An 18702-nucleotide genomic window follows, 5' to 3' on the forward strand; every position below is an offset into this window, starting at 1 on the left:
GGCCGCGGACCCGGACCCGGCATCGGGCGCGGCGTGGGCCGCGCACCGGGAACCGGGGTGGGTCGCGGACCCGAAGCCGGCGTACCGGTGCCGGGACCGGCAGCCGCCGGACGCGGACCGGACGGACCAGCAGCCGCCGGACGCGGGGCGCTGCTGGGCGCCGGACGCGACGACGGACCACCGGGACGGTCGCCGTAGGACGGACGGTCGCCACGCGGCGGACCCGCAGGGCGGTCGCCACGCGGACCGGACGGGCGGTCGCCGTAGGACGGACGATCGCCACGCGGACCCGAGGGACGGTCGCCGTAGGACGGACGGTCACCCCGCGGACCCGACGGGCGGTCGCCGTAGGACGGACGATCGCCACGCGGGCCACCCGGGCCACCGGAGGGTCGGGAGGAGTACGAGGACGGCGCACCGGACGACGCGGGCGCAGCGGCAGCCGGAGGCGGCGTCGCGCGCTTGATGAAGATCGGCTCGTCGTCGTTCTCGGCCTTCAGCGCCTCGGCGGCAGCGGCGGCAGCAGCAGCGGTCTTCTCCGCGGCGGCAGCAGCCTCCTGGCGACGCTTCTCGGCGCGGGCGGCCCGCTCCTCGTCCAGCACGTCCTTCTGCTCGGCCTTGGCCTCGGCCTTCTTCTTGTTCGGGCCGATCACCATGACCATGTTGCGGCCGTCCTGCTTGGGGTTGCTCTCGACGTAGCCGTCCTCGGCGACGTCGGCAGCCATCCGTTGCAGCAGGCGGTAGCCCATCTCCGGGCGCGACTGCTCGCGGCCCCGGAACATGATCATGACCTTGACCTTGTCGCCGCCCTCGAGGAACCGGACGACGTGACCCTTCTTGGTCTCGTAGTCGTGCGGGTCGATCTTCAGGCGGAGACGGATCTCCTTGAGGATCGTGTGGGCCTGGTTCTTGCGGGCCTCACGGTCCTTGATCGCGGACTCGTACTTGAACTTGCCGAAGTCCATGAGCTTGCAGACCGGCGGCCGCGCCTGGGGCGCGACTTCGACGAGGTCGAGGTCGGCCTCCTGGGCGAGACGCAACGCGTCCTCGACCCGGACGATGCCGACCTGCTCCCCGTTGGGGCCGACCAGCCGCACCTCAGGGACGCGGATACGGTCGTTAATCCGGGGCTCGCTGATGTGTTACTCCTTCGTACGGTTACGGAGACCGCCGGCAAACAGGAGAAGGCTCCCGGTCGCAGGCGCTCGGGAGCCTCATCAACGGTCGTACGACAGCCAGGTATTCCACTGCCGTACAGCCCCACCCAGGTACGGCGGGACAGCTCCTCCTGGTCGGGAGGAGCGGACCGGGACCCGATGCCATGCGATCCGGCCGGGGCCGGACTCTGACGCCGGGTGGGAGAGACTCCACTTGGCGCACCGAACCCGGCCGGGAACTCTGCGGTTGAGGCAGGCTCCACGACTGAACTCGGTCGGTCAGTAGGCCAGACTACCAGTACCGATGCCGTACCGGCGACCGCGACCGGCGGCACCGGCGATCTCCGCAGGTAGCGACCACTGAGTGGGAGTTCCGTGGTGAGCACGGATGCCAGCGCACCAGCCCTCGCCCAGGCTCGATCCCGTACCCGATCACGAGCCGAAGGGGTTAGACCGTGACCATCACCGCTGTCGACGAGAGCAAGCTGCACGCCTTCGTGGGCCAGGCCGTCACCGACCTGGGCGCCGCCATCTCCGGGCTGATGCTGCACCTGGGTGACCGGCTAGGCCTGTACAAGGCTCTGGCCGGAGCCGGCCCGATCACCGCCGCCGAACTGGCCCGGCGCACCGGCACGGCCGAGCGTTACGTCCGCGAGTGGCTGGCCAACCAGGCGGCCGGGGGCTACGTGGTCTACGACCCGGCCCAGGCCACCTTCGAGCTGCCCGCGGAGCAGAGCCTGGTGGTCGCCGACGAGACCAGCCCGGTGTTCCTGGGCGGCGCGTTCGAGGCGGTGGCCTCCTGCTACTCCGATCACGACCGGCTGGCCGGGGCCTTCCGGACCGGCCGCGGGATCGGCTGGCACGAGCACGACGACCGGCTCTTCTCCGGCGTCGAGCGGCTCTTTGCGCCCGGATACGCCGCGCACCTGGTGCAGAGCTGGCTGCCCGCCCTCGACGGGGTGGCCGACAAGCTGCGGGCCGGGGCCTCGGTGGCCGACGTGGGCTGCGGGCTCGGCGCCGCCACGGTGATCATGGCGCAGGCGTTCGAGCACTCCAGCTTCGCCGGGTTCGACCTGCACCAGCCTTCGATCGAGCAGGCCCGGCGGGCGGCCGAGGCGGCCGGGGTGAGCCACCGCGCCCGGTTCGAGGTGGCGGCGGCCACGGACTTCCCGGGCGAGGGCTACGACCTGGTCTGCGTGTTCGACGCGCTGCACGACCTGGGCGACCCGGTCGGCGCGGCCCGGCAGATCCACCGCTCGCTCGCCCCGGACGGCACGCTGCTGCTGGTCGAGCCGAACGCCAACGACGGCCTGGAGAACAACCTGAACCCGGTGGGGCGGACCTACTACGGCCTGTCCACGGCGATCTGTACCCCGGGCTCGCTGGCGCAGGAGGTCGGACTCGGCCTGGGTGCTCAGGCCGGGCCGGGGGTACTCACCGCTCTCCTGACCGAGGCCGGGTTCTCCAGCGTTCGGCAGGTGGCGGCAACCCCGCTCAACATCATTCTCCAGGTGCGGCCCTGACCCCCAGCTCCGCCAGCACCTGCTCGCCTTCCGGTTCCCCGGCCAGCACCAGCGTCCGGGCGTACTGGTAGCGGCAGGGGCGCAAGGTGGCGGCCGTGGCCAGTAATCGGCCGCGGTCGCCACCTTCGGCCAGGGCGGCAGCCCGTTCGACGATGGCCGTCGCGAGCGGATTACCCTCGCTCGAGCGCCGGGCCCGCCGAATGCGCTCTTGCGGGTCGGAAAGCCCGGCCAGCACCGCCGATTCGGCCCACAACGCCGCATACCAGGGCCGCCACAGGGCGCTGAACCACTGGTCGAGTTCCTCGGGCGGGGTGGCCAGGCGCTGCACTGCTTCGTCCGGCCGGTTCTGGTGCAGGAGCACCTGGGCGTCGAAGAACTCGTCCACATGGATCTGCGAGATCGGACGCCCGGGAGTCACCAGGCCGTCGATGACCCGCAGCCATTCCTGGTGCTGGGCCTCGTCGGCGCGCAGGGCGTACATCCCGGCCGCCGCGCAGGCCGCCCGGCTGAAGTTACCTGCCTGCGGCTGCCCGGCTCGTTCCCACCCCTGGATGAACTGTCCGGCCAGCTCATCGGCCCGGTCCCACTCCCCCGTGAACACCGTGACCATGAGCAGCCGGGACGCGGCCAGGTGCAGCTCTTCCCGGTAGAACGGCAGAGCGCGCAAACGGACGGCGAGGGCCCGGGCGGTCGGCAGGTCACCGGCGGCGACGGCACAGTCGGCTCCCATCTGCAGGCTGTCGAACATCTCGAGCGCAGTCATCGAGGTCGGCGGCAGCGGAGCCAGGATCTCGGTACGACGGATCGCGCTGGTGGCCGCCGCGCGTACGTCGCCCTGGCTCAGTTGCATGGCGGTGAGCTGGTCCAGAGCGGAACTCTCGGTCAGCGGATCGGTGGTCTGCTGGGCCAGGGCGATGGCCTCTTCGATGCGCTGCCGGTTGCCGGGCTCGGCGATCGGGTGCACGGACACCTCGGCGATCAGCAGGTGGGCCCGGGCGCTCGGGTCGTCGCCGGCCAGTTCCCAGCCGCGGGCGATCAGCCGGGCCACCTCCCCTTCGGGCGGGGCGGTCGCCATCAGGCCCGGCCCTCGGTTGATCAGCTCGGCGTTGCCGGCGAGGTCGGCTGCGGCACCGGCCCGGTCACCGGCTCGCAGCGCGGCTTCCGAGGCCTGAAGTCTGAGCCTGAGCGCATCCAGACCGACGTGCCGGGCCACCGCCGCGCCGGCTGCGCTGCGCCAGGTCTCGGCGGCTACGGCGTCGTTCTCGGCCAGGCTTGCGGCTTGTTCGTAGCGGCGTTGTGATTCGGCCGGCCGTCCGTGCCGGAAGCTCAGCTCGGCGGTGGTGATGGCCAGGGCGAAGGCCTCGGCGCGGCTTTCCGGTTGGGTGCAGGCCCAGGTCAGGGCGCTGCGGGCCTCGTTCATCAGGGTGTCGGACCAGTCGGTTTCCAGCCGGCTTCGAACCCACAACAGGTGACGTCGGTGAGCGGCTTCGGTCTCGCCGGTCTCGTTGAGCAGTTCGCCACCGTACTGACGAACGGTTTCCAGCACCCGGTAGCGCATCCCGTCCGGGCCCGGGACGGCGATCAGCAGGCTCTGATCGGCGAGCGCGGCCAGCGCGGCGGGGATCCTCTCGGGCGGGAGCAGTTCGTCCTGCAGCACGGCAATGGCGGCCGGCAGCGGGAAAGGGTCTGCGAAGACCGAGCTTCGGCGTAGCGCAGTCTGCTCGGGCGGACTGAGCAGAGCGTGGCTCCAGTCCAGGGTGGTGCGCAGCGAACGGTGCCGGTCGTCCATCCGGCGCCCGCCGGTGAGCAGCCGGAACCGGTCGGCCAGGCCGAGTTCCAGGCCGTCCAGCCCGAGCGAGGCGTAGCGGGCGGCGGCCAGTTCGATGGCCAGGGCCATGCCGTCCAGGGCCCGGCACAGTGCCACCACCCGCTGCGTCTGTTCGTGGCCCACCGGGTTGCCGCCGGCTGTGGCCCGGGTGCTGAACAGTTCGACGGCGTCGGTCTCCACGGCCAGCCCTGGCACCGGGAACACCTGCTCGAACGGCACCAGCAGACGGGCCCGGCTGGTCGCCAGCACCCGCAGGCCCGGACTGCTCGCCAGCAGGCGCTCCACCAGAACGACCACACCGTCGAGCAGATGCTCGCAGTTGTCCAGCAGCAGAAGGGTTTCCCGGGTGGCCAGCCATCCGGCCACGCCGTCGGCCGCCGACCCGCCGGGGCGCTCGCCGATCCCCAGTGCCTCGGCGATGGCCGGGGCGATCATCTGCGGGTCGAGCACCGGCACCAGGTCGACGTAGCCGCTGCCGTCGGCGAAGTCGCTGCTCAGGTCGGTGGCCACGCTCAACGCCAGCCGGGTCTTGCCCACCCCGCCCGGGCCGACCGCGGTGACCAGGCGATGGTGCCTCAGTGCCGCTTTCAGAGCTTCCCGCTCGGTCTGCCGGCCGATGAAGGGGGTCAGCGGGGTAGGCATCGCCCGGGATGGGGTGTGGGCCAGGGCGGCGAGGGCGCGGCGGTCGTCGGCGCCGAGTTTGCGCAGTAACGACGAGACGTGGCTCTCGACCGTGCGGATCGAGATGAACAGCCGCGCGGCGATCTCGGCGTTGGTCAGGTGCTCGCCCAGGGCCGCGAGCACCTGACTTTCCCGGTCCGAGACGGCCATGATCCGATTGTGCCGTTCACCGCCCGGTCAGGCCGGGCCACGGCCAGATCGGTTCAGGCCGGTTCCGATTGGTTCGGAACGATTCAGACCGAGCGGACCGCCAGCCGGACCGAATCGGTGCGCTCGGTGACCATCTGGTCGGTCAGCAGCAGTTCGCCGATCCGGGTGGTGGTGGCCCGCACCTGCTCACGCTCCAGGCCCGGGGGCAGGCCGAGAACCACGATCAGGCCGGCCTCACCGTCCGGTTCGCAGCGGTGCGCCTTGACCTCCGGCACGGCCGTGACCAGCGCCGCGATACCGGCCAGGAGCTCCGGGTCGGTGGCCGGAGGTACCCAGTCCCGGCCCTGGGCCACCGCCCAGACCGCGGGCCGGGGCAGCTCGACCGAGGCACCGGCCGGGTCGATCACGATCCGGGGGCACTCCTCGACCACCGCCGCCTGGGCCGCCCGCGCGGCCTCGACCGGGACCGGCCGGGCCTTCGGGTTCCAGTTCTGCAGGGCCGCCACGCTGGTGAAGACCGGCAGCACCTTGGCCTCGTCCTCACCCACCAGCGTGACCAGGGCCATGTCCGCACTCTTGTCGCCCTGCGCGGCCACCAGCTCGGCGTCGTCGTCGCCCTCGCCGAGCACGGCGACGATCGGGACCATCGCCCGGGTCGGCGCCCAGGCCCGGGTGATCGCCGCCAGGTCGCCGCCGGCCAGGGCCTCCAGCAAGGCCGGGTCGGCGGAGCCGTCGTCGCCCGGGAACGGCTGAGCGGTCAGCGTCCGGCCGGCCCAGGGCACGCCGGCCGAGTCGCCCTCGGGGTTGGAGTTGATTCCGTGGGCCACTGCGCTCACCCGGCCACGTGCAGAGCCTGCTCGAGCGTGAAAGCGCCGCTGTACAGCGCCTTCCCGACGATCGCACCCTCCACCCCGACCTGGGTCAGGGCGCGCAGGGCGGCGATGTCGTCGAGGTTGGAGATGCCGCCGGAGGCCACCACCGGCTTGCTCGTGCGGCGGCAGACCTCGGCCAGCAGGTCCAGGTTCGGGCCCTTCAGCGTGCCGTCCTTGGTGACGTCGGTGACCACGTAGCGGGCGCAGCCGTCGGCGTCGAGGCGCTCCAGCACCTCCCAGAGGTCGCCGCCCTCCTTGGTCCAGCCGCGGCCGGCCAGGGTGGTGCCGCGCACGTCCAGGCCCACCGCGATCCGGTCGCCGAACTGGGCGATCGCGTCGCGGGTCCACTCCGGCTGCTCCAGCGCGGCGGTGCCCAGGTTGATCCGGCGGCAGCCGGTGTCCATCGCGGCCTGCAGGCTGGCGTCGTCGCGGATCCCGCCGGACATCTCGACGTTGACGCCCAGTTCGCTGAGCTCGGCGCAGACCCGGGTGATCAGCTCGCGGTTGCTGCCCCGGCCGAACGCCGCGTCCAGGTCGACCAGGTGCAGCCATTCGGCGCCGGCCTGCTGCCAGGACCGGGCGGCCTCCAGCGGGTCGCCGTAACCGGTCTCGCTGCCGGCCTCGCCCTGGGTCAGGCGCACGGCCTGCCCGTCGACGACGTCCACGGCGGGCAGCAGCTCGAGCTTGCCGGGCGGTGCGACGGCGGTGTCAGACATGGTGGAACCCTTCCCAGCGAGGCGCCGGTCGGGCAGTAGACCGGCGGTAAAAGTCGGCAGCCACGCTATCGCGGTCTCGGTGCGGACACGGAGCGCAGGGGTGGGCACGACCGTCGGCCGCCCGCTGACGGCGCCCCGGCCGCCGAGCGACTCGTTGCCATCGCCCCGCCGGCCTCAGACCTCCAACCGCCCACAGCCTGTTATCGCCCACGCGGTAGCCGAAACTTCTATCGGGAAGACAAAACAACGCCAGTGCGTGCTTTGTCTTCCCGATATCGCGGGATGATCGCGAGGTGCACCGGCCCCGCGAAGTCGGGTACGTGGGGTCGAGCGGGACTGGACCGGGCACTCAGCTGGAGGTCTGCCGCCCAAGGCGCGCACCCCGTCCGTAAGCAGCTACGAAAACTGGACGCGAGCGCCCGGCGCAACCACAAACGTCTCCAGTTACAAGGTGTTGAGCCAGTTCCGCAGCAGCTGGCTCCCCGCCTCGCCGGACTTCTCCGGGTGGAACTGGGTGGCCATCAGAGCGCCGTTCTCGACCGCGGCGACGAACCGGTCGCCGTGCTCGGACCAGGTGACCAGCGGCGGCTTGAGCGTGGCGAGCGGGTCGCCGGGCTCCAGCAGCTCCCACTTCTGCACGCCGTAGGAGTGCACGAAGTAGAAGCGCTCGTCCTCGATGCCCTTGAACAGCACGGTGTTCTCCGGCACCGCGACGGTGTTCCAGCCCATGTGCGGCACCACGGCGGCGGGCAGCCGCTCGACGGTGCCGGGCCATTCGCCCAGGCCTTCCACGTCGTCGCGGCCGAACTCCACCGACTGCTCGAACAGCACCTGCATGCCCACGCAGATGCCCAGGACCGGGCGGCCACCGGCCAGCCGACGGCCGATCATCCGGTGCCCGCCGACCGCGCGCAGCTGTTCCACCACCGAGGCGAATGCCCCGACGCCGGGGACCACCAGGCCGTCGCAGTCGACCGCGTGCTTGAAGTCGGCGGTCAGCTCCACCTCGGCGCCGGCGCGCTCCAGCGCCCGCACGGCCGACCGGACGTTGCCGGAGCCGTAGTCGAGAACAACCACGTGGGGTGAAGTCATACGGACGATTCTAATGAGCGAAGGGGGTACCCCGGCCACTGCCGGGGTACCCCCTCAGGACTACGCCTTGTTGGACTGCTGCACCGCGCGCCGGTACTCCTTGTTCAGGTTGGCGATGCTGGTGAAGGGGATCTCCTTCGGGCACGACACCGTGCACATGCCGGTGTTGGTGCAGCCGCCGAAGCCCTCCGCGTCCATCTGCTCGACCATGTCCAGGACCCGGGTGGTGCGCTCGGGCTGGCCCTGCGGCAGCAGGTTCAGGTGGGTGACCTTGGCCGAGACGAACAGCGAGGCCGAGCCGTTCGGGCAGGCGGCCACGCAGGCGCCGCAGCCGATGCAGGTGGCGTTGGCGAAGGCGGCGTCGGCGTCCGGCTTGGGGATCCGGGTGCTGTTGCCCTCGGGCGAGGAACCGGTCGGGGCGGTGATGTAGCCACCGGCGCCGATGATCCGGTCGAACGCGCCGCGGTCGACCACCAGGTCCTTGATCACCGGGAACGGAGCCGCGCGCCACGGCTCGATGATGATCTCCTCGCCGTCCTTGAACGAGCGCATGTGCAGCTGGCAGGTGGTGGTCTGCTCCGGGCCGTGTGCGTCACCGTTGATCACCACACCGCAGCTGCCGCAGATGCCCTCGCGGCAGTCGTGGTCGAAGGCGACCGGGTCCTCGCCCTCCATGATCAGCTTCTCGTTGAGGGTGTCGAGCATCTCCAGGAAGGACATGTCGGTGGACACGCCCTCCAGGTCGTAGGAGACCATGCCGCCGGCGTCGACCGCGTTCTTCTGGCGCCAGATCTTCAGCTTGAGCTTCATCGAATTGCCTTTCGGACGATCAGGCGTAGGTGCGCTGGGCCGGGTGGACGTAGTCGAAGATCAGGTCCTCCTTGTGCAGGACCGGCTCCTGGGTGCCCCCGAAACGTCCTTCGCCGGCGTACTCCCAGGCGGCGACGAACGAGAACTTGTCGTCCTGGCGCTCGGCCTCGCCGTCGGCGGTCTGCGACTCCTCCCGGAAGTGCCCGCCGCAGGACTCCTCCCGCATCAGCGCGTCGATGCACATCAGCTCGCCGAGCTCGATGAAGTCGGCGACCCGGTTGGCCTTCTCCAGCGACTGGTTCAGCTCGGCGCCGGTGCCGGGCACCCGCACCCGCTTCCAGAACTCCTCGCGCAGCTGGCGGATCTCGCTGATCGCCTTGCGCAGGCCGGCGTCGTTGCGGGCCATGCCGCAGTAGTCCCACATGATCTGGCCGAGCTCGCGGTGGAAGGAGTCCACCGTACGGTCGCCGTTGATCGACAGGAGCTTGTCGATCCGCTCCTTCACCAGGGTCTCGACCTCGGTGACCTCGGGGGCGTCGGCGGCCACGGGGGCGAACTTCTGGCTGCCGATGTAGTTGTTCAGCACCGTCGGCAGGATGAAGTAGCCGTCCGAGAGGCCCTGCATCAGCGCGGACGCGCCGAGCCGGTTGGCGCCGTGGTCGGAGAAGTTGGCCTCGCCGGCCGCGAACAGGCCCGGGATGGTGGTCTGCAGGTCGTAGTCCACCCACAGGCCGCCCATGGTGTAGTGCACCGCCGGGTAGATCCGCATCGGCTGCTTGTACGGGTTCTCGGAGGTGATCCGGGCGTACATGTCGAAGAGGTTGCCGTACTTCTCCCGCACGGCCGGCTCGCCCATCCGCTTGATCGCGTCGGCGAAGTCCAGGTACACGCCCTGACCGCCGGGGCCGACGCCGCGGCCCTCGTCGCAGACGTTCTTGGCGGCCCGGGAGGCGATGTCACGCGGGACCAGGTTGCCGAACGCCGGGTAGATCCGCTCCAGGTAGTAGTCGCGCTCGTCCTCGGGGATCTGCGCGGCCGGGCGGTTGTCGCCGTGCTTCTTCGGCACCCAGATCCGGCCGTCGTTGCGCAGCGACTCGCTCATCAGGGTGAGCTTGGACTGGTGGTCGCCCGAGCGCGGGATGCAGGTGGGGTGGATCTGGGTGTAGCAGGGGTTGCCGAAGTACGCGCCCCGGCGGTGGGCCCGCCAGATCGCGCTGGTGTTGGAGCCCTTGGCGTTGGTGGAGAGGTAGAAGACGTTGCCGTAGCCACCGGTGGCCAGGACCACGGCGTCGCCCAGGTGGGTGCTGAGCTCGCCGGTGACCAGGTTGCGGGCGACGATGCCGCGGGCCCGGCCGTCCACGATGATCAGGTCGAGCATCTCGTGCCGGGCGTGCATCTCCACGTTGCCCGCGTCGATCTGCTTGGACAGCGCCTGGTACGCGCCGATCAGCAGCTGCTGACCCGTCTGGCCGCGGGCGTAGAAGGTGCGCTGCACCTGCACGCCACCGAACGAGCGGGTGTCGAGCAGGCCGCTGTACTCGCGGGCGAACGGCACGCCCTGGGCCACGCACTGGTCGATGATCTTCACGCTGTTCTCGGCCAGGCGGTAGATGTTCGACTCGCGGCCGCGGAAGTCACCACCCTTGACCGTGTCGTAGAACAGCCGGTAGATCGAGTCGCCGTCGTTGCGATAGTTCTTGGCGGCGTTGATGCCACCCTGGGCGGCGATCGAGTGCGCCCGGCGGGGCGAGTCCTGGAAGCAGAACTGCACCACGTGGTAGCCCTGCTCGGCCAGGCTGGCGCCGGCCGCGCCGCCGGCCAGGCCGGTGCCGACCACGATCACCTTGTGCTTGCGCCGGTTGGCCGGGTTGACCAGCTTGGAGGCGAACTTGCGCCGCTCCCAGCGGGTCTGGATCTCGCCGTCGGGAGCCTTGTCGTCGGCGAGCGGGCCGCCGACGCTGTAGAACTCGCCTTCACCGACCATCGTCTGGTCTGTCATTTCAGTCCACCAACCCGAAGACGACGCTGTAGGGAATGAGCAGGAAGCCGAACGCGACCGCGAGCGCGAAGACCACCGCGAAGGTGCGGAAACCGGCCGTGGTGGCCCGGTTCCAGCCCAGCGTGTTGGCCGCGCTCCAGAGGCCGTGCCAGATGTGCGCGCACAGGGCGCCCATCGCCAGGGTGTAGAAGACGACGTTGTACCACTCGCCGAAACCGGAGGTGATCCGGTCGTAGGGCTCGTTGGTGGTCGCCGGGTTCACCGTGCCGGTGGTCATGTCGAGGATGTGGTAGACGATGAAGAGCGCCAGCGTGACGCCGCCCCAGCGCATCAGGGTGGTGGCGTAGCCGCCCTTGCGCTTGGCCTGGTACTTGACCGGGCGGGCCTTGACGTCGTGGCGGGACAGCGTGATGGCGGCCCAGAAGTGCGCCACCAGGGCGACAATCAGGCCGACCCGCATGATCCAGAGGAACCACTCGTGGTGCAGGGCGGGCTCACCGATGGTGCGCAGCCAGTGCGCGTACTCGTTGAACTCGGTCTCCCCGAAGAAGATCTTCAGGTTCCCGACCATGTGCACGACGACGAACCCCAGCATGGCCAGCCCGGAGACGGCCATGATCATTTTCCGCCCGATGGTCGAGCGGTGCAGGGTGCCGAATCCCGTCACTCGCGGGTTCTTGCTCAGCGTCTCTACCACGGCGGAAAGGTATTCCCTAGAGGCTGATTAGGTCCAAGAGATGACACATTGGATCTCAATAGGCAGGGGCTATCGACCTGGTTACCCTGTGCTTGTGCAACTACAGCAGCTCGTGTATTTCCTCACGGTCGCGGAGACCAAGCACTTCACCCGTGCGGCCCAGCTGCTGGAGATCGCCCAGCCTTCGCTCTCGCAACAGATCCGGGCGTTGGAAGCATCACTCGGTACCGAACTCTTCGACCGGGTGCGCGGCAACATCACCCTGACCCCGGCCGGCGAGGCGCTGCTGCCGATCGCCCAGCGGATCACCGCCGACGTGGAGACCGCGCAGCAGGAGGTGCGGGAGCTGATCCAGTTGCGCAGCGGGCGGGTTCGGCTGGGGGCCACGCCGAGCCTGCTGACCGGTCTGGTGCCGGAGGTGGCCCGGCGGTACCGGCGGCGTTACCCCGCGATCCGGCTGGTTCTGGAGGAAAGCGGCTCGCGCGATCTGGTGGCCAAGACCGCCTCGGGGCTGATCGATCTGGCCTTGCTGGTACTGCCGCTGCACTCCGACGACCCCGCGCTGGAGACCGTTCCCCTGCTGCGCGAAGACCTCGTGGTGGTTTCTTCTTTCCGTGAGCCGGCTCCCACCGACGGGCGGCCGATCGCCATTGCCCAGTTGCGCGGCCGGCCCCTGGTGATGTTCCGCAACGGGTACGAGCTGCGGGACGTGACGGTCGGGGCTTGCCGGAGAGCCGGTTTCGCGCCGTCCCTCGCGGTTGAGGGTGGGGAGATGGACGCAGTACTGAGCATGGTCGAGGCGGGGCTGGGGCTGGCGGTTGTGCCCAGCACAGTTGTCGCCGGGCGGTCCACTCACCGGGTTACGCCGATTGCTGCGCCGGGGTTGTCGCGGACGATCGGGCTGGCACATCGGCGAGGGGCTCAGCCCTCCCGGGCTGCGCAGGAGTTGCGGGCCGAGTTGCTGGGGTACCTGGGCTCGGCTTCGGTGGACGGGACGCTGCCTCCCGGCACCGAGTTGATTGCGCCTGCCTGATCTAGAGCGAGCCCTTGGTGCTGGGGATGCCGGTGACGCGGGGGTCGGGCTCGACGGCCACGCGCAGGGCCCGGGCCAGGGCCTTGAACTGGGCCTCGACGATGTGGTGGGGGTCGCGGCCGCCCATCACCCGGATGTGCATGGCGATCGCGGCGTGGTGCGAGATGGTCTCGAACACGTGCCGGGTCAGCGAGCCGATGTAGTTGCCGCCGATCAGCACGAACTGCTGGCCCTCGGGTTCGCCGCTGTGCACGCAGTAGGGCCGGCCGGACACGTCGACCACGGCCTGCACCAGCGCCTCGTCCAGCGGGACCATCGCGTCGCCGAAGCGGCGGATGCCGGCCTTGTCGCCCAGCGCGATCTTCAGGGCGTCGCCCAGCACGATCGCCACGTCCTCGACCGTGTGGTGCGCGTCGATGTGCAGGTCGCCGGTGGCCCGCACGGCCAGGTCGATCAGCGAGTGCTTGGACAGGCTGTTCAGCATGTGGTCGTAGAAGCCCACGCCGGTGGAGATCTCCGCCTTGCCGGTGCCGTCCAGGTCCAGCTCGACGACGACGCTGGACTCCTTGGTCGTCCGCTCGATCCGGGCAGTGCGCGACATGGATTCTCCTTCGAAAAGCTTTGATTTGAGACGTTTGGGGGCACGAACGCCGGTACCGGCACCTGCGGTGCCGTTCCCCGGTCCGGAGGACGCAGGTTCAGGCCGGCACGGGGGCGTCCAGCAGCGAGTCGGCCAGGGCGTCCAGGAAGGTCGTGGTCTCCCCCGGGGTGCCCGCGGTGACCCGCAGGAAGCCGGGCAGGCCGTTGTCGCGGATCAGCACCCCGCGCGAGAGCAGCGAGCGCCACAGCGCCTTCTCGTCGGCGAACCCGCCGATCAGCACGAAGTTGGCGTCGCTCGGGGCCGGCTTCAGGCCGAGCTCCTGGGCGGAGGTGACGATCCGGTCGCGCTCGGCCTTGATCGCCTCGACCGTGTCCAGCAGCACGTCGGAGTGCCAGAGCGCGGCCTGGGCGGCGGCCTGGGTCAGCGAGGACAGGTGGTACGGCAGGCGGACCAGGCGGATCGCGTCCTGCACGGCCGGGTGCGCGGCCGAGTACCCGAGCCGGGCGCCGGCCAGGGCGAAGGCCTTGCTCATGGTGCGGCTGACCACCAGGCGCTCGCGGCCGGGCAGCAGGGTGAGGGCGCTGGGGGTGCCGGGCCGGGCGAACTCGGCGTAGGCCTCGTCCACGATCAGCAGGCCGTCGGTGGCCTCGTACGCGGCCTTGACCACCTCGAGGTCGAGCGCGGTGCCGGTGGGGTTGTTCGGCGAGCACAGGAACGTGACGTCGGGCCGGTGCTGCTCGATCTGCGCCACGGTCTGCTCGACGTGCAGGTCGAACTGGTTCGGGTCGTCGGCGTTCTCGGTGCCCAGGCCGCGCTTGCCGTCCACCCAGGTGGCGCCGGTGCCGACGGTGATGATCGAGTGCATCGAGTAGGTGGGGGTGAAGCCCAGCACCGTGCGCCCGTGCCCGGCGAAGGCCTGCAGCAGCTGCTGGATGACCTCGTTGGAGCCGTTGGCGGCCCAGATCTGGTCGGCCTCCAGGTCGTGGCCGAGGTAGTTGGCCAGGTCCTCGCGCAGGCCGGTGAACTCGCGGTCAGGGTAGCGGTTGAGCTGGCGGGCCTGCTGGCGCACCGCGTCCAGGATCGCCGCGACCACCTCGCCGGGCACGTCGTAGCTGTTCTCGTTGGTGTTCAGCCGGACCGGCACCTCGAGCTGCGGCGCACCGTAAGGGGTGCGGCCACGCAGGTCTTCCCGCAGGGGCAGCCGGGCGAGGACGTCGCTCCTGGACTCGTTCACGGCCGCGAGTCTAGCTACCACCACCGACAGGACCGACCGCGAGCCGGTAGGTCTCATCAGTCACAGTCGGCGAGCCCGGGAGCACGGGGTGCAGGTACCGGCCGTGTCCGGAGGCCGCCGCACCTGGCATGATCCGCAGGGGTCGCGCGGGGACTCACGTGGCAGGAGGGCAATACCTTTGGACGAGGTCGGCACCGGCCGGATCACGGTGCTTGCGGCCGGTTGGGCGTTTCGTCGCCCGGCGCAGGCGGCTGCCCTCCAGCGAGTGGCCGGCGGCGATCGGGTCGAGGCCTACCTGGTGTCCCGCGTGCTTACCCAGGCCGAGGCGGAGGAACTGGCACAACTCGGCTGGACTCCGGCAGATCTGGCCCGCCTGGTGCGTTTTGAGCGACCCCGCCGGCTGATGCCCGACCCGCAGGCGATCAGCGAGGAGCACCCGGATCCGCACGCCCCCGAACGCCGCTGGTCTCCACCGCCGACCCGGCCCGACCTACCCCGCCGCAACGAACTCCCCTTCGGCGAACTGGTGGCCTGGGCCCGGCTGCGCCCCCGGGACCGCGCCTGGCTGACCGGGATCACCAGCACCGAACTCCGCTCGCTCGGGCTCTCCCGGATCATGGAAGTGCTGGCGCCGTACCTGGCTTCCCCGCTGGAGATCGATCCCGGCACGGCGTTGGCCATGGCCCGCCGGTATGTGCCGTTCACCCTGTTCGAGACCGCAGTGAAGGCCCGCGGGGCGTCGGACCCGGGCATGGCGGGCGAATGGATCGACGTGGTGCTGGGCAGCCGCTGGATCCACGAGGTACCGGAATGGGAGACGGCGGGCTGGATCTCGCACCCGTCGCAGGCCGCGCTGCTGTTCTCGGTGCAGGACTCGCAGCGGGACCCGATCACCCGCTGGGAACGCTGGCGCCCGGTCGCGCGGCTGGGCGGGCCGGAAGGCATTCACCCGGCCGACTGGTGGGCCGCCGGATTCTCCCCCGACGAGGCGCTGCGGGCCTTCGAGAAGAACCGGGTACCGGATCGCTCCACGCTGGCGGCCATGGCCGTGGTGCGCGGCAAGACTCCCCGATGATCCGCCGGGCCGAACCTGAACCCCTGCGTTGAACGACAGGTTTCTTGCTGAGTAACAATGGGCTTCGGCGCAGGAGGTGTAGATGAGCGGTTCCGCGGACCGGCCGTTGCGGGCCGACGCCCGGCGTAACCGGGAACGGCTGCTGCAGGCCGCGGTGCGGGCGTTCAGCCGGGACGGCACCGAGGCCTCGCTGGAGGGCATCGCCAAGGACGCGGGCGTGGGCATCGGCACGCTGTACCGGCACTTCCCGAGCCGGGACGAGCTGGTCGAGGCGGCCTACCGCAACGAGCTGGCCAAACTCTGCGACGCGGCCGAGGAACTGCACGCCGTGCTGCCCACCGACCAGGCCCTGCGCCGGTGGATGGACCGCTTCGTGGACTACATGAGCACCAAGCGCGAGATGGCCGATGCGCTGCGGGCGGTGATCGCCTCGGGCCGCAACCCGTACGCCACCAGCCGCGACCGGATGACGGCGGCGGTGAAGCTGCTGCTGGACGCGGGCGCCGCGGCGGGCACCCTGCGCGAGGACGCCCAGCCGGAAGACGTCCTGCTCTCGATCAGCGGGATCACCATGGCCACCGCCCAGCCCGAACAGCGCGAGCAGGCCGGGCGGATGCTCGACCTGCTGATGGACGGGCTACGGGTTCGTCAGGACCTCTAGCTTCTTCACCGTGTTCCAGTTCCGGGTGGTGGCGGGCGAGCCCTTCACCTTGCCCACGGCGATCGAGAGCTTGCTGTCGGCAAAGCCGTTGGGCAGGCGCAGATACAGCTCGGTGCCGTGCGCCACCAGCTCGTCCGGGGCGTACTCGGCCGCATCGATCTGGACCTCGAGCGGCTCGCGGAGGAACACCACCGCGTGCCGGGAACCGTCCGCGTCCGCAGTGGGAAAGGGGTTCGCCGCGACGATCGCCGACAGTTCGGCGCCCGAGCGCACCATCACATCGGTGCGCAGACCCACATCGGCGAGCAGACGCGTCTCCAATTCGGCAGCCACCTCGGCCGGCGGACGCTCGGTGGCCACGATCGCCTGACCGCTGGCCATCAGCGTCTTCACCTCGGTGTGCCCCAGGTCGGCCAGCAGTGCGCGCAGGTCGGCCATCGCCAGCTTCCGGCTGCCGCCCAGGTTCACACCCCGCAGCAGCAGAGCCAGCCTCATCAGAACCTGGCCGTCACGGCTTCGCCGTGGGCCGGCAGATCCTCCGCGTTGGCCAGCGCCACCACGTGTGGCGCCACGTCCTGCAACGCCGCCCGGTCGTAACTGACCACGTGGATCCCGCGCAGGAACGACTGCACGCTCAGCCCGCTGGAGAAGCAGGCGCAGCCGCCGGTCGGCAGAACGTGGTTCGAGCCGGCGCAGTAGTCGCCCAGGCTGACCGGCGAATACGGGCCGACGAAGATCGCCCCGGCATTGCGCACCCGGGCGGCCACCGCATCCGCGTCGCGGGTCTGGATCTCCAGGTGCTCGGCGGCGTAGGCGTCGACCACCTTCAGCCCCTGGTCGATGCCGTCGACCAGGACGATCGCCGACTGCGGCCCGGACAGCGCGGTGGAGACCCGTTCGGTGTGCTTGGTCTGGGCGACCCGGACCGCGACGGCCTCCTCGACCGCCTCGGCCAGCGCCACGGAGTCGGTGACCAGCACCGCCGCGGCCATCGGGTCGTGCTCGGCCTGGCTGATCAGGTCGCTGGCCACGTGGTCCGGATCGGCCGTGTCGTCGGCGAGCACCGCGATCTCGGTGGGCCCGGCCTCGGAGTCGATCCCGATCACGCCGCGCAGCAGCCGCTTGGCGGCGGTGACCCAGATGTTGCCCGGGCCGGTGACCAGGTCGGTGGGCTCGCAGATCCATTCACCGGTGGCGTCTTTGGCACCGTAGGCGAACATCGCCACGGCCTGAGCGCCGCCGATCGCGTAGACCTCGTCCACCCCGAGCAGGGCGCAGGCAGCCAGGATGGTGGGGTTGGGCAGGCCCTCGAAGCCGGCCGGGTTCTCGCGCTGGGCGGGGCTGGTGATCGCGATCCCCGGCACACCGGCTTCCTGCGCGGGCACCACATTCATCACGACGCTGCTGGGGTAGACCGCCCGGCCGCCCGGCACGTACAGGCCGACCCGGTCCACCGGCACCCAGCGCTCAGTGACGGTGCCGCCGTTGACCACCTTGGTGGTCTTGTCCTCGCGGCGCTGGTCGGCGTGCACCAGGCGGGCGCGGCGGATGGACTCCTCCAGGCCGGCCCGCACGTCGGGGTCGAGCTGGGCCAGCGCCCGGGTGAGCGCCTCTGCAGGAACACGGATGGAATCGATCCGGGTGCCGTCGAACTTCTCCGTGAGCTCGATCAGCGCGGGGACGCCCTCGGTGCGGACCCGTTCACAGATCGGGCGCACGGTCTCCAGCGCATGCTCCACGTCCATCTCGGCGCGGGGCACGACGGCCCGGAGGTCACGGGAGCTCAGCTGCTGGCCACGCAGGTCAAGTCGGCGGATCACGGCAGTAATCCTAGGGGCTGGCGATCGGGACAGACGGAAGGTCCGCTCTACCCCAGGCGCGAACGCTGCAACTTTGATTAGTTTGGTCCCGTGGCGACCCGGCTTCCCCTCTTTCCGCTCAGCACCGTGCTGGTGCCGGGGCTCGTGCTGCCGCTGCACATCTTCGAGCAGCGTTACCGGTTGCTGGTTGGTGCGCTGCTCGACCTGCCGGAGGGAGCGCCCCGGCACTTCGGGGTGATCGCGACCCGGCCGGGGAAGGACCCGGAGACCCTGGAGGGCCTGTACCCGGTGGGCTGCACCGCCCAGATCCGCGAAGTCACCCCCTACGACGACGGCAGGTACGACCTGGTCACGGTGGGCCAGATGCGGTTCTCGCTGCAGGGTCTGGACAAGGAGGCGGACACGCCGTACCACACCGGCCTGGTGGACTTCATCGGTGAGCCGGACGGTCCGGGCGACATCGACGCCGCCGCCGAACTGGTGGGGCTGCGCTTCGCCGCCTACCGAGACCGGTTGCGGGTGGAGCAGTCCGGGGTCCCGACCGAGCCCCGGGTGTTGTCGTACCTGGTCGCCGCTGCTGCTGTCCTGGAGCTGCCGGAGCGGCAGGCGCTGCTCGAGGCGCCCAGTACGCACGAGCGCCTGACCGCGGAGCTGGGTTTGCTGCGGCGGGAGATCGCGATGCTGAACGCGTTCAACTCGCTGCCCGCGGTGGAGCTGACCAAAGAGCCTCCGACTCCCAATTAGGGCCTGTCC

The 18702-nt window shown here is 70.5% G+C and carries 16 protein-coding genes and 1 pseudogene; 5 read left to right on the forward strand and 12 right to left on the reverse strand.

Annotated features, from left to right (window positions below; translation table 11 throughout):
- Positions 1–512: 512 nt before the first annotated feature.
- Positions 513–1139, reverse strand: a pseudogene (infC, locus tag LR394_RS43600) (translation initiation factor IF-3); the annotation flags it as partial.
- A 479-nt stretch (positions 1140–1618) separates the two neighbouring features.
- Between infC and LR394_RS11105 the strand changes: the two are divergent.
- On the forward strand, positions 1619–2680 hold the full coding sequence (locus LR394_RS11105; protein ID WP_407937028.1) for a class I SAM-dependent methyltransferase: 1062 nt from the start codon (positions 1619–1621) through the stop codon (positions 2678–2680).
- On the opposite strand, the gene LR394_RS11110 is transcribed toward LR394_RS11105, so the two are convergent.
- The 7 genes from LR394_RS11110 to LR394_RS11140 form a co-directional block, all read right to left on the reverse strand.
- Positions 2658–5339 carry an ATP-binding protein gene (locus LR394_RS11110; protein WP_231440649.1) on the reverse strand — a complete coding sequence of 894 codons (2682 nt, stop codon included), beginning with the start codon at positions 5337–5339 and terminating at the stop codon, positions 2658–2660. The two genes, LR394_RS11105 and LR394_RS11110, sit on opposite strands and share 23 nt — an antisense overlap.
- 83 nt (positions 5340–5422) lie before the next feature.
- Complete coding sequence (locus LR394_RS11115) at positions 5423–6175, reverse strand: SseB family protein (RefSeq protein WP_231440651.1); 753 nt, start codon at positions 6173–6175, stop codon at positions 5423–5425.
- Positions 6172–6927 carry a bifunctional 1-(5-phosphoribosyl)-5-((5-phosphoribosylamino)methylideneamino)imidazole-4-carboxamide isomerase/phosphoribosylanthranilate isomerase PriA gene (gene priA / locus LR394_RS11120; protein ID WP_231440653.1) on the reverse strand — a complete coding sequence of 252 codons (756 nt, stop codon included), beginning with the start codon at positions 6925–6927 and terminating at the stop codon, positions 6172–6174. Before priA ends, LR394_RS11115 begins: the two co-directional genes overlap by 4 nt.
- A gap of 444 nt (positions 6928–7371) precedes the next feature.
- Entirely contained in the window at positions 7372–8019 is a 648-nt protein-coding gene (gene hisH / locus LR394_RS11125) for an imidazole glycerol phosphate synthase subunit HisH (protein WP_231440655.1), read from the reverse strand.
- A gap of 60 nt (positions 8020–8079) precedes the next feature.
- Positions 8080–8829: a succinate dehydrogenase/fumarate reductase iron-sulfur subunit gene (locus LR394_RS11130; RefSeq protein WP_231440657.1), complete on the reverse strand. Its 750-nt coding sequence runs from the start codon at positions 8827–8829 to the stop codon at positions 8080–8082.
- A 19-nt stretch (positions 8830–8848) separates the two neighbouring features.
- Entirely contained in the window at positions 8849–10828 is a 1980-nt protein-coding gene (locus LR394_RS11135; RefSeq protein WP_231440659.1) for a fumarate reductase/succinate dehydrogenase flavoprotein subunit, read from the reverse strand.
- 1 nt (position 10829) lies between these two features.
- Positions 10830–11525, reverse strand: coding sequence for a succinate dehydrogenase cytochrome b subunit (locus tag LR394_RS11140; protein WP_231440661.1), 696 nt, complete (start codon positions 11523–11525; stop codon positions 10830–10832).
- Between the two features lie 94 nt (positions 11526–11619).
- Between LR394_RS11140 and LR394_RS11145 the strand changes: the two genes are divergently transcribed.
- Positions 11620–12558, forward strand: a complete 939-nt coding sequence (locus LR394_RS11145) for a LysR family transcriptional regulator (protein ID WP_231440663.1) — start codon at positions 11620–11622, stop codon at positions 12556–12558.
- A gap of 1 nt (position 12559) precedes the next feature.
- On the opposite strand, the gene hisB is transcribed toward LR394_RS11145, so the two are convergent.
- Positions 12560–13159 (reverse strand): imidazoleglycerol-phosphate dehydratase HisB, encoded by a 600-nt coding sequence (hisB, locus tag LR394_RS11150; protein WP_231440665.1) that lies wholly within the window; start codon positions 13157–13159, stop codon positions 12560–12562.
- Between the two features lie 97 nt (positions 13160–13256).
- The gene (locus tag LR394_RS11155; protein WP_231440667.1) at positions 13257–14393 is read right to left on the reverse strand and encodes a histidinol-phosphate transaminase; all 1137 of its coding nucleotides are present in this window, start codon (positions 14391–14393) and stop codon (positions 13257–13259) included.
- Between the two features lie 178 nt (positions 14394–14571).
- Here LR394_RS11155 and LR394_RS11160 point away from each other — a divergent pair, with 178 nt between their 5' ends.
- Both LR394_RS11160 and LR394_RS11165 read left to right on the forward strand, forming a co-directional pair.
- The gene (locus LR394_RS11160; RefSeq protein ID WP_231440670.1) at positions 14572–15468 is read left to right on the forward strand and encodes a hypothetical protein; all 897 of its coding nucleotides are present in this window, start codon (positions 14572–14574) and stop codon (positions 15466–15468) included.
- Between the two features lie 82 nt (positions 15469–15550).
- The gene (locus tag LR394_RS11165) at positions 15551–16129 is read left to right on the forward strand and encodes a TetR/AcrR family transcriptional regulator (RefSeq protein WP_231440673.1); all 579 of its coding nucleotides are present in this window, start codon (positions 15551–15553) and stop codon (positions 16127–16129) included.
- Here LR394_RS11165 and LR394_RS11170 read toward each other — a convergent pair.
- Together LR394_RS11170 and hisD are read right to left on the reverse strand one after the other, a co-directional pair.
- A complete protein-coding gene (locus LR394_RS11170) occupies positions 16106–16624 on the reverse strand; it encodes a DUF1697 domain-containing protein (protein WP_231440674.1) in 519 nt (172 codons plus the stop codon). The two genes, LR394_RS11165 and LR394_RS11170, sit on opposite strands and share 24 nt — an antisense overlap.
- Entirely contained in the window at positions 16624–17949 is a 1326-nt protein-coding gene (gene hisD / locus LR394_RS11175) for a histidinol dehydrogenase (protein ID WP_231440676.1), read from the reverse strand. The genes LR394_RS11170 and hisD overlap by 1 nt, the downstream gene beginning before the upstream one ends.
- Before the next feature lie 90 nt (positions 17950–18039).
- Between hisD and LR394_RS11180 the strand changes: the two genes are divergently transcribed.
- Complete coding sequence (locus tag LR394_RS11180) at positions 18040–18693, forward strand: LON peptidase substrate-binding domain-containing protein (RefSeq protein ID WP_231440678.1); 654 nt, start codon at positions 18040–18042, stop codon at positions 18691–18693.
- Positions 18694–18702: the final 9 nt, after the last annotated feature.

Origin of the sequence: Kineosporia babensis (assembly GCF_021129305.1) — a bacterium.
GTDB lineage: Bacteria > Actinomycetota > Actinomycetes > Actinomycetales > Kineosporiaceae > Kineosporia > Kineosporia babensis.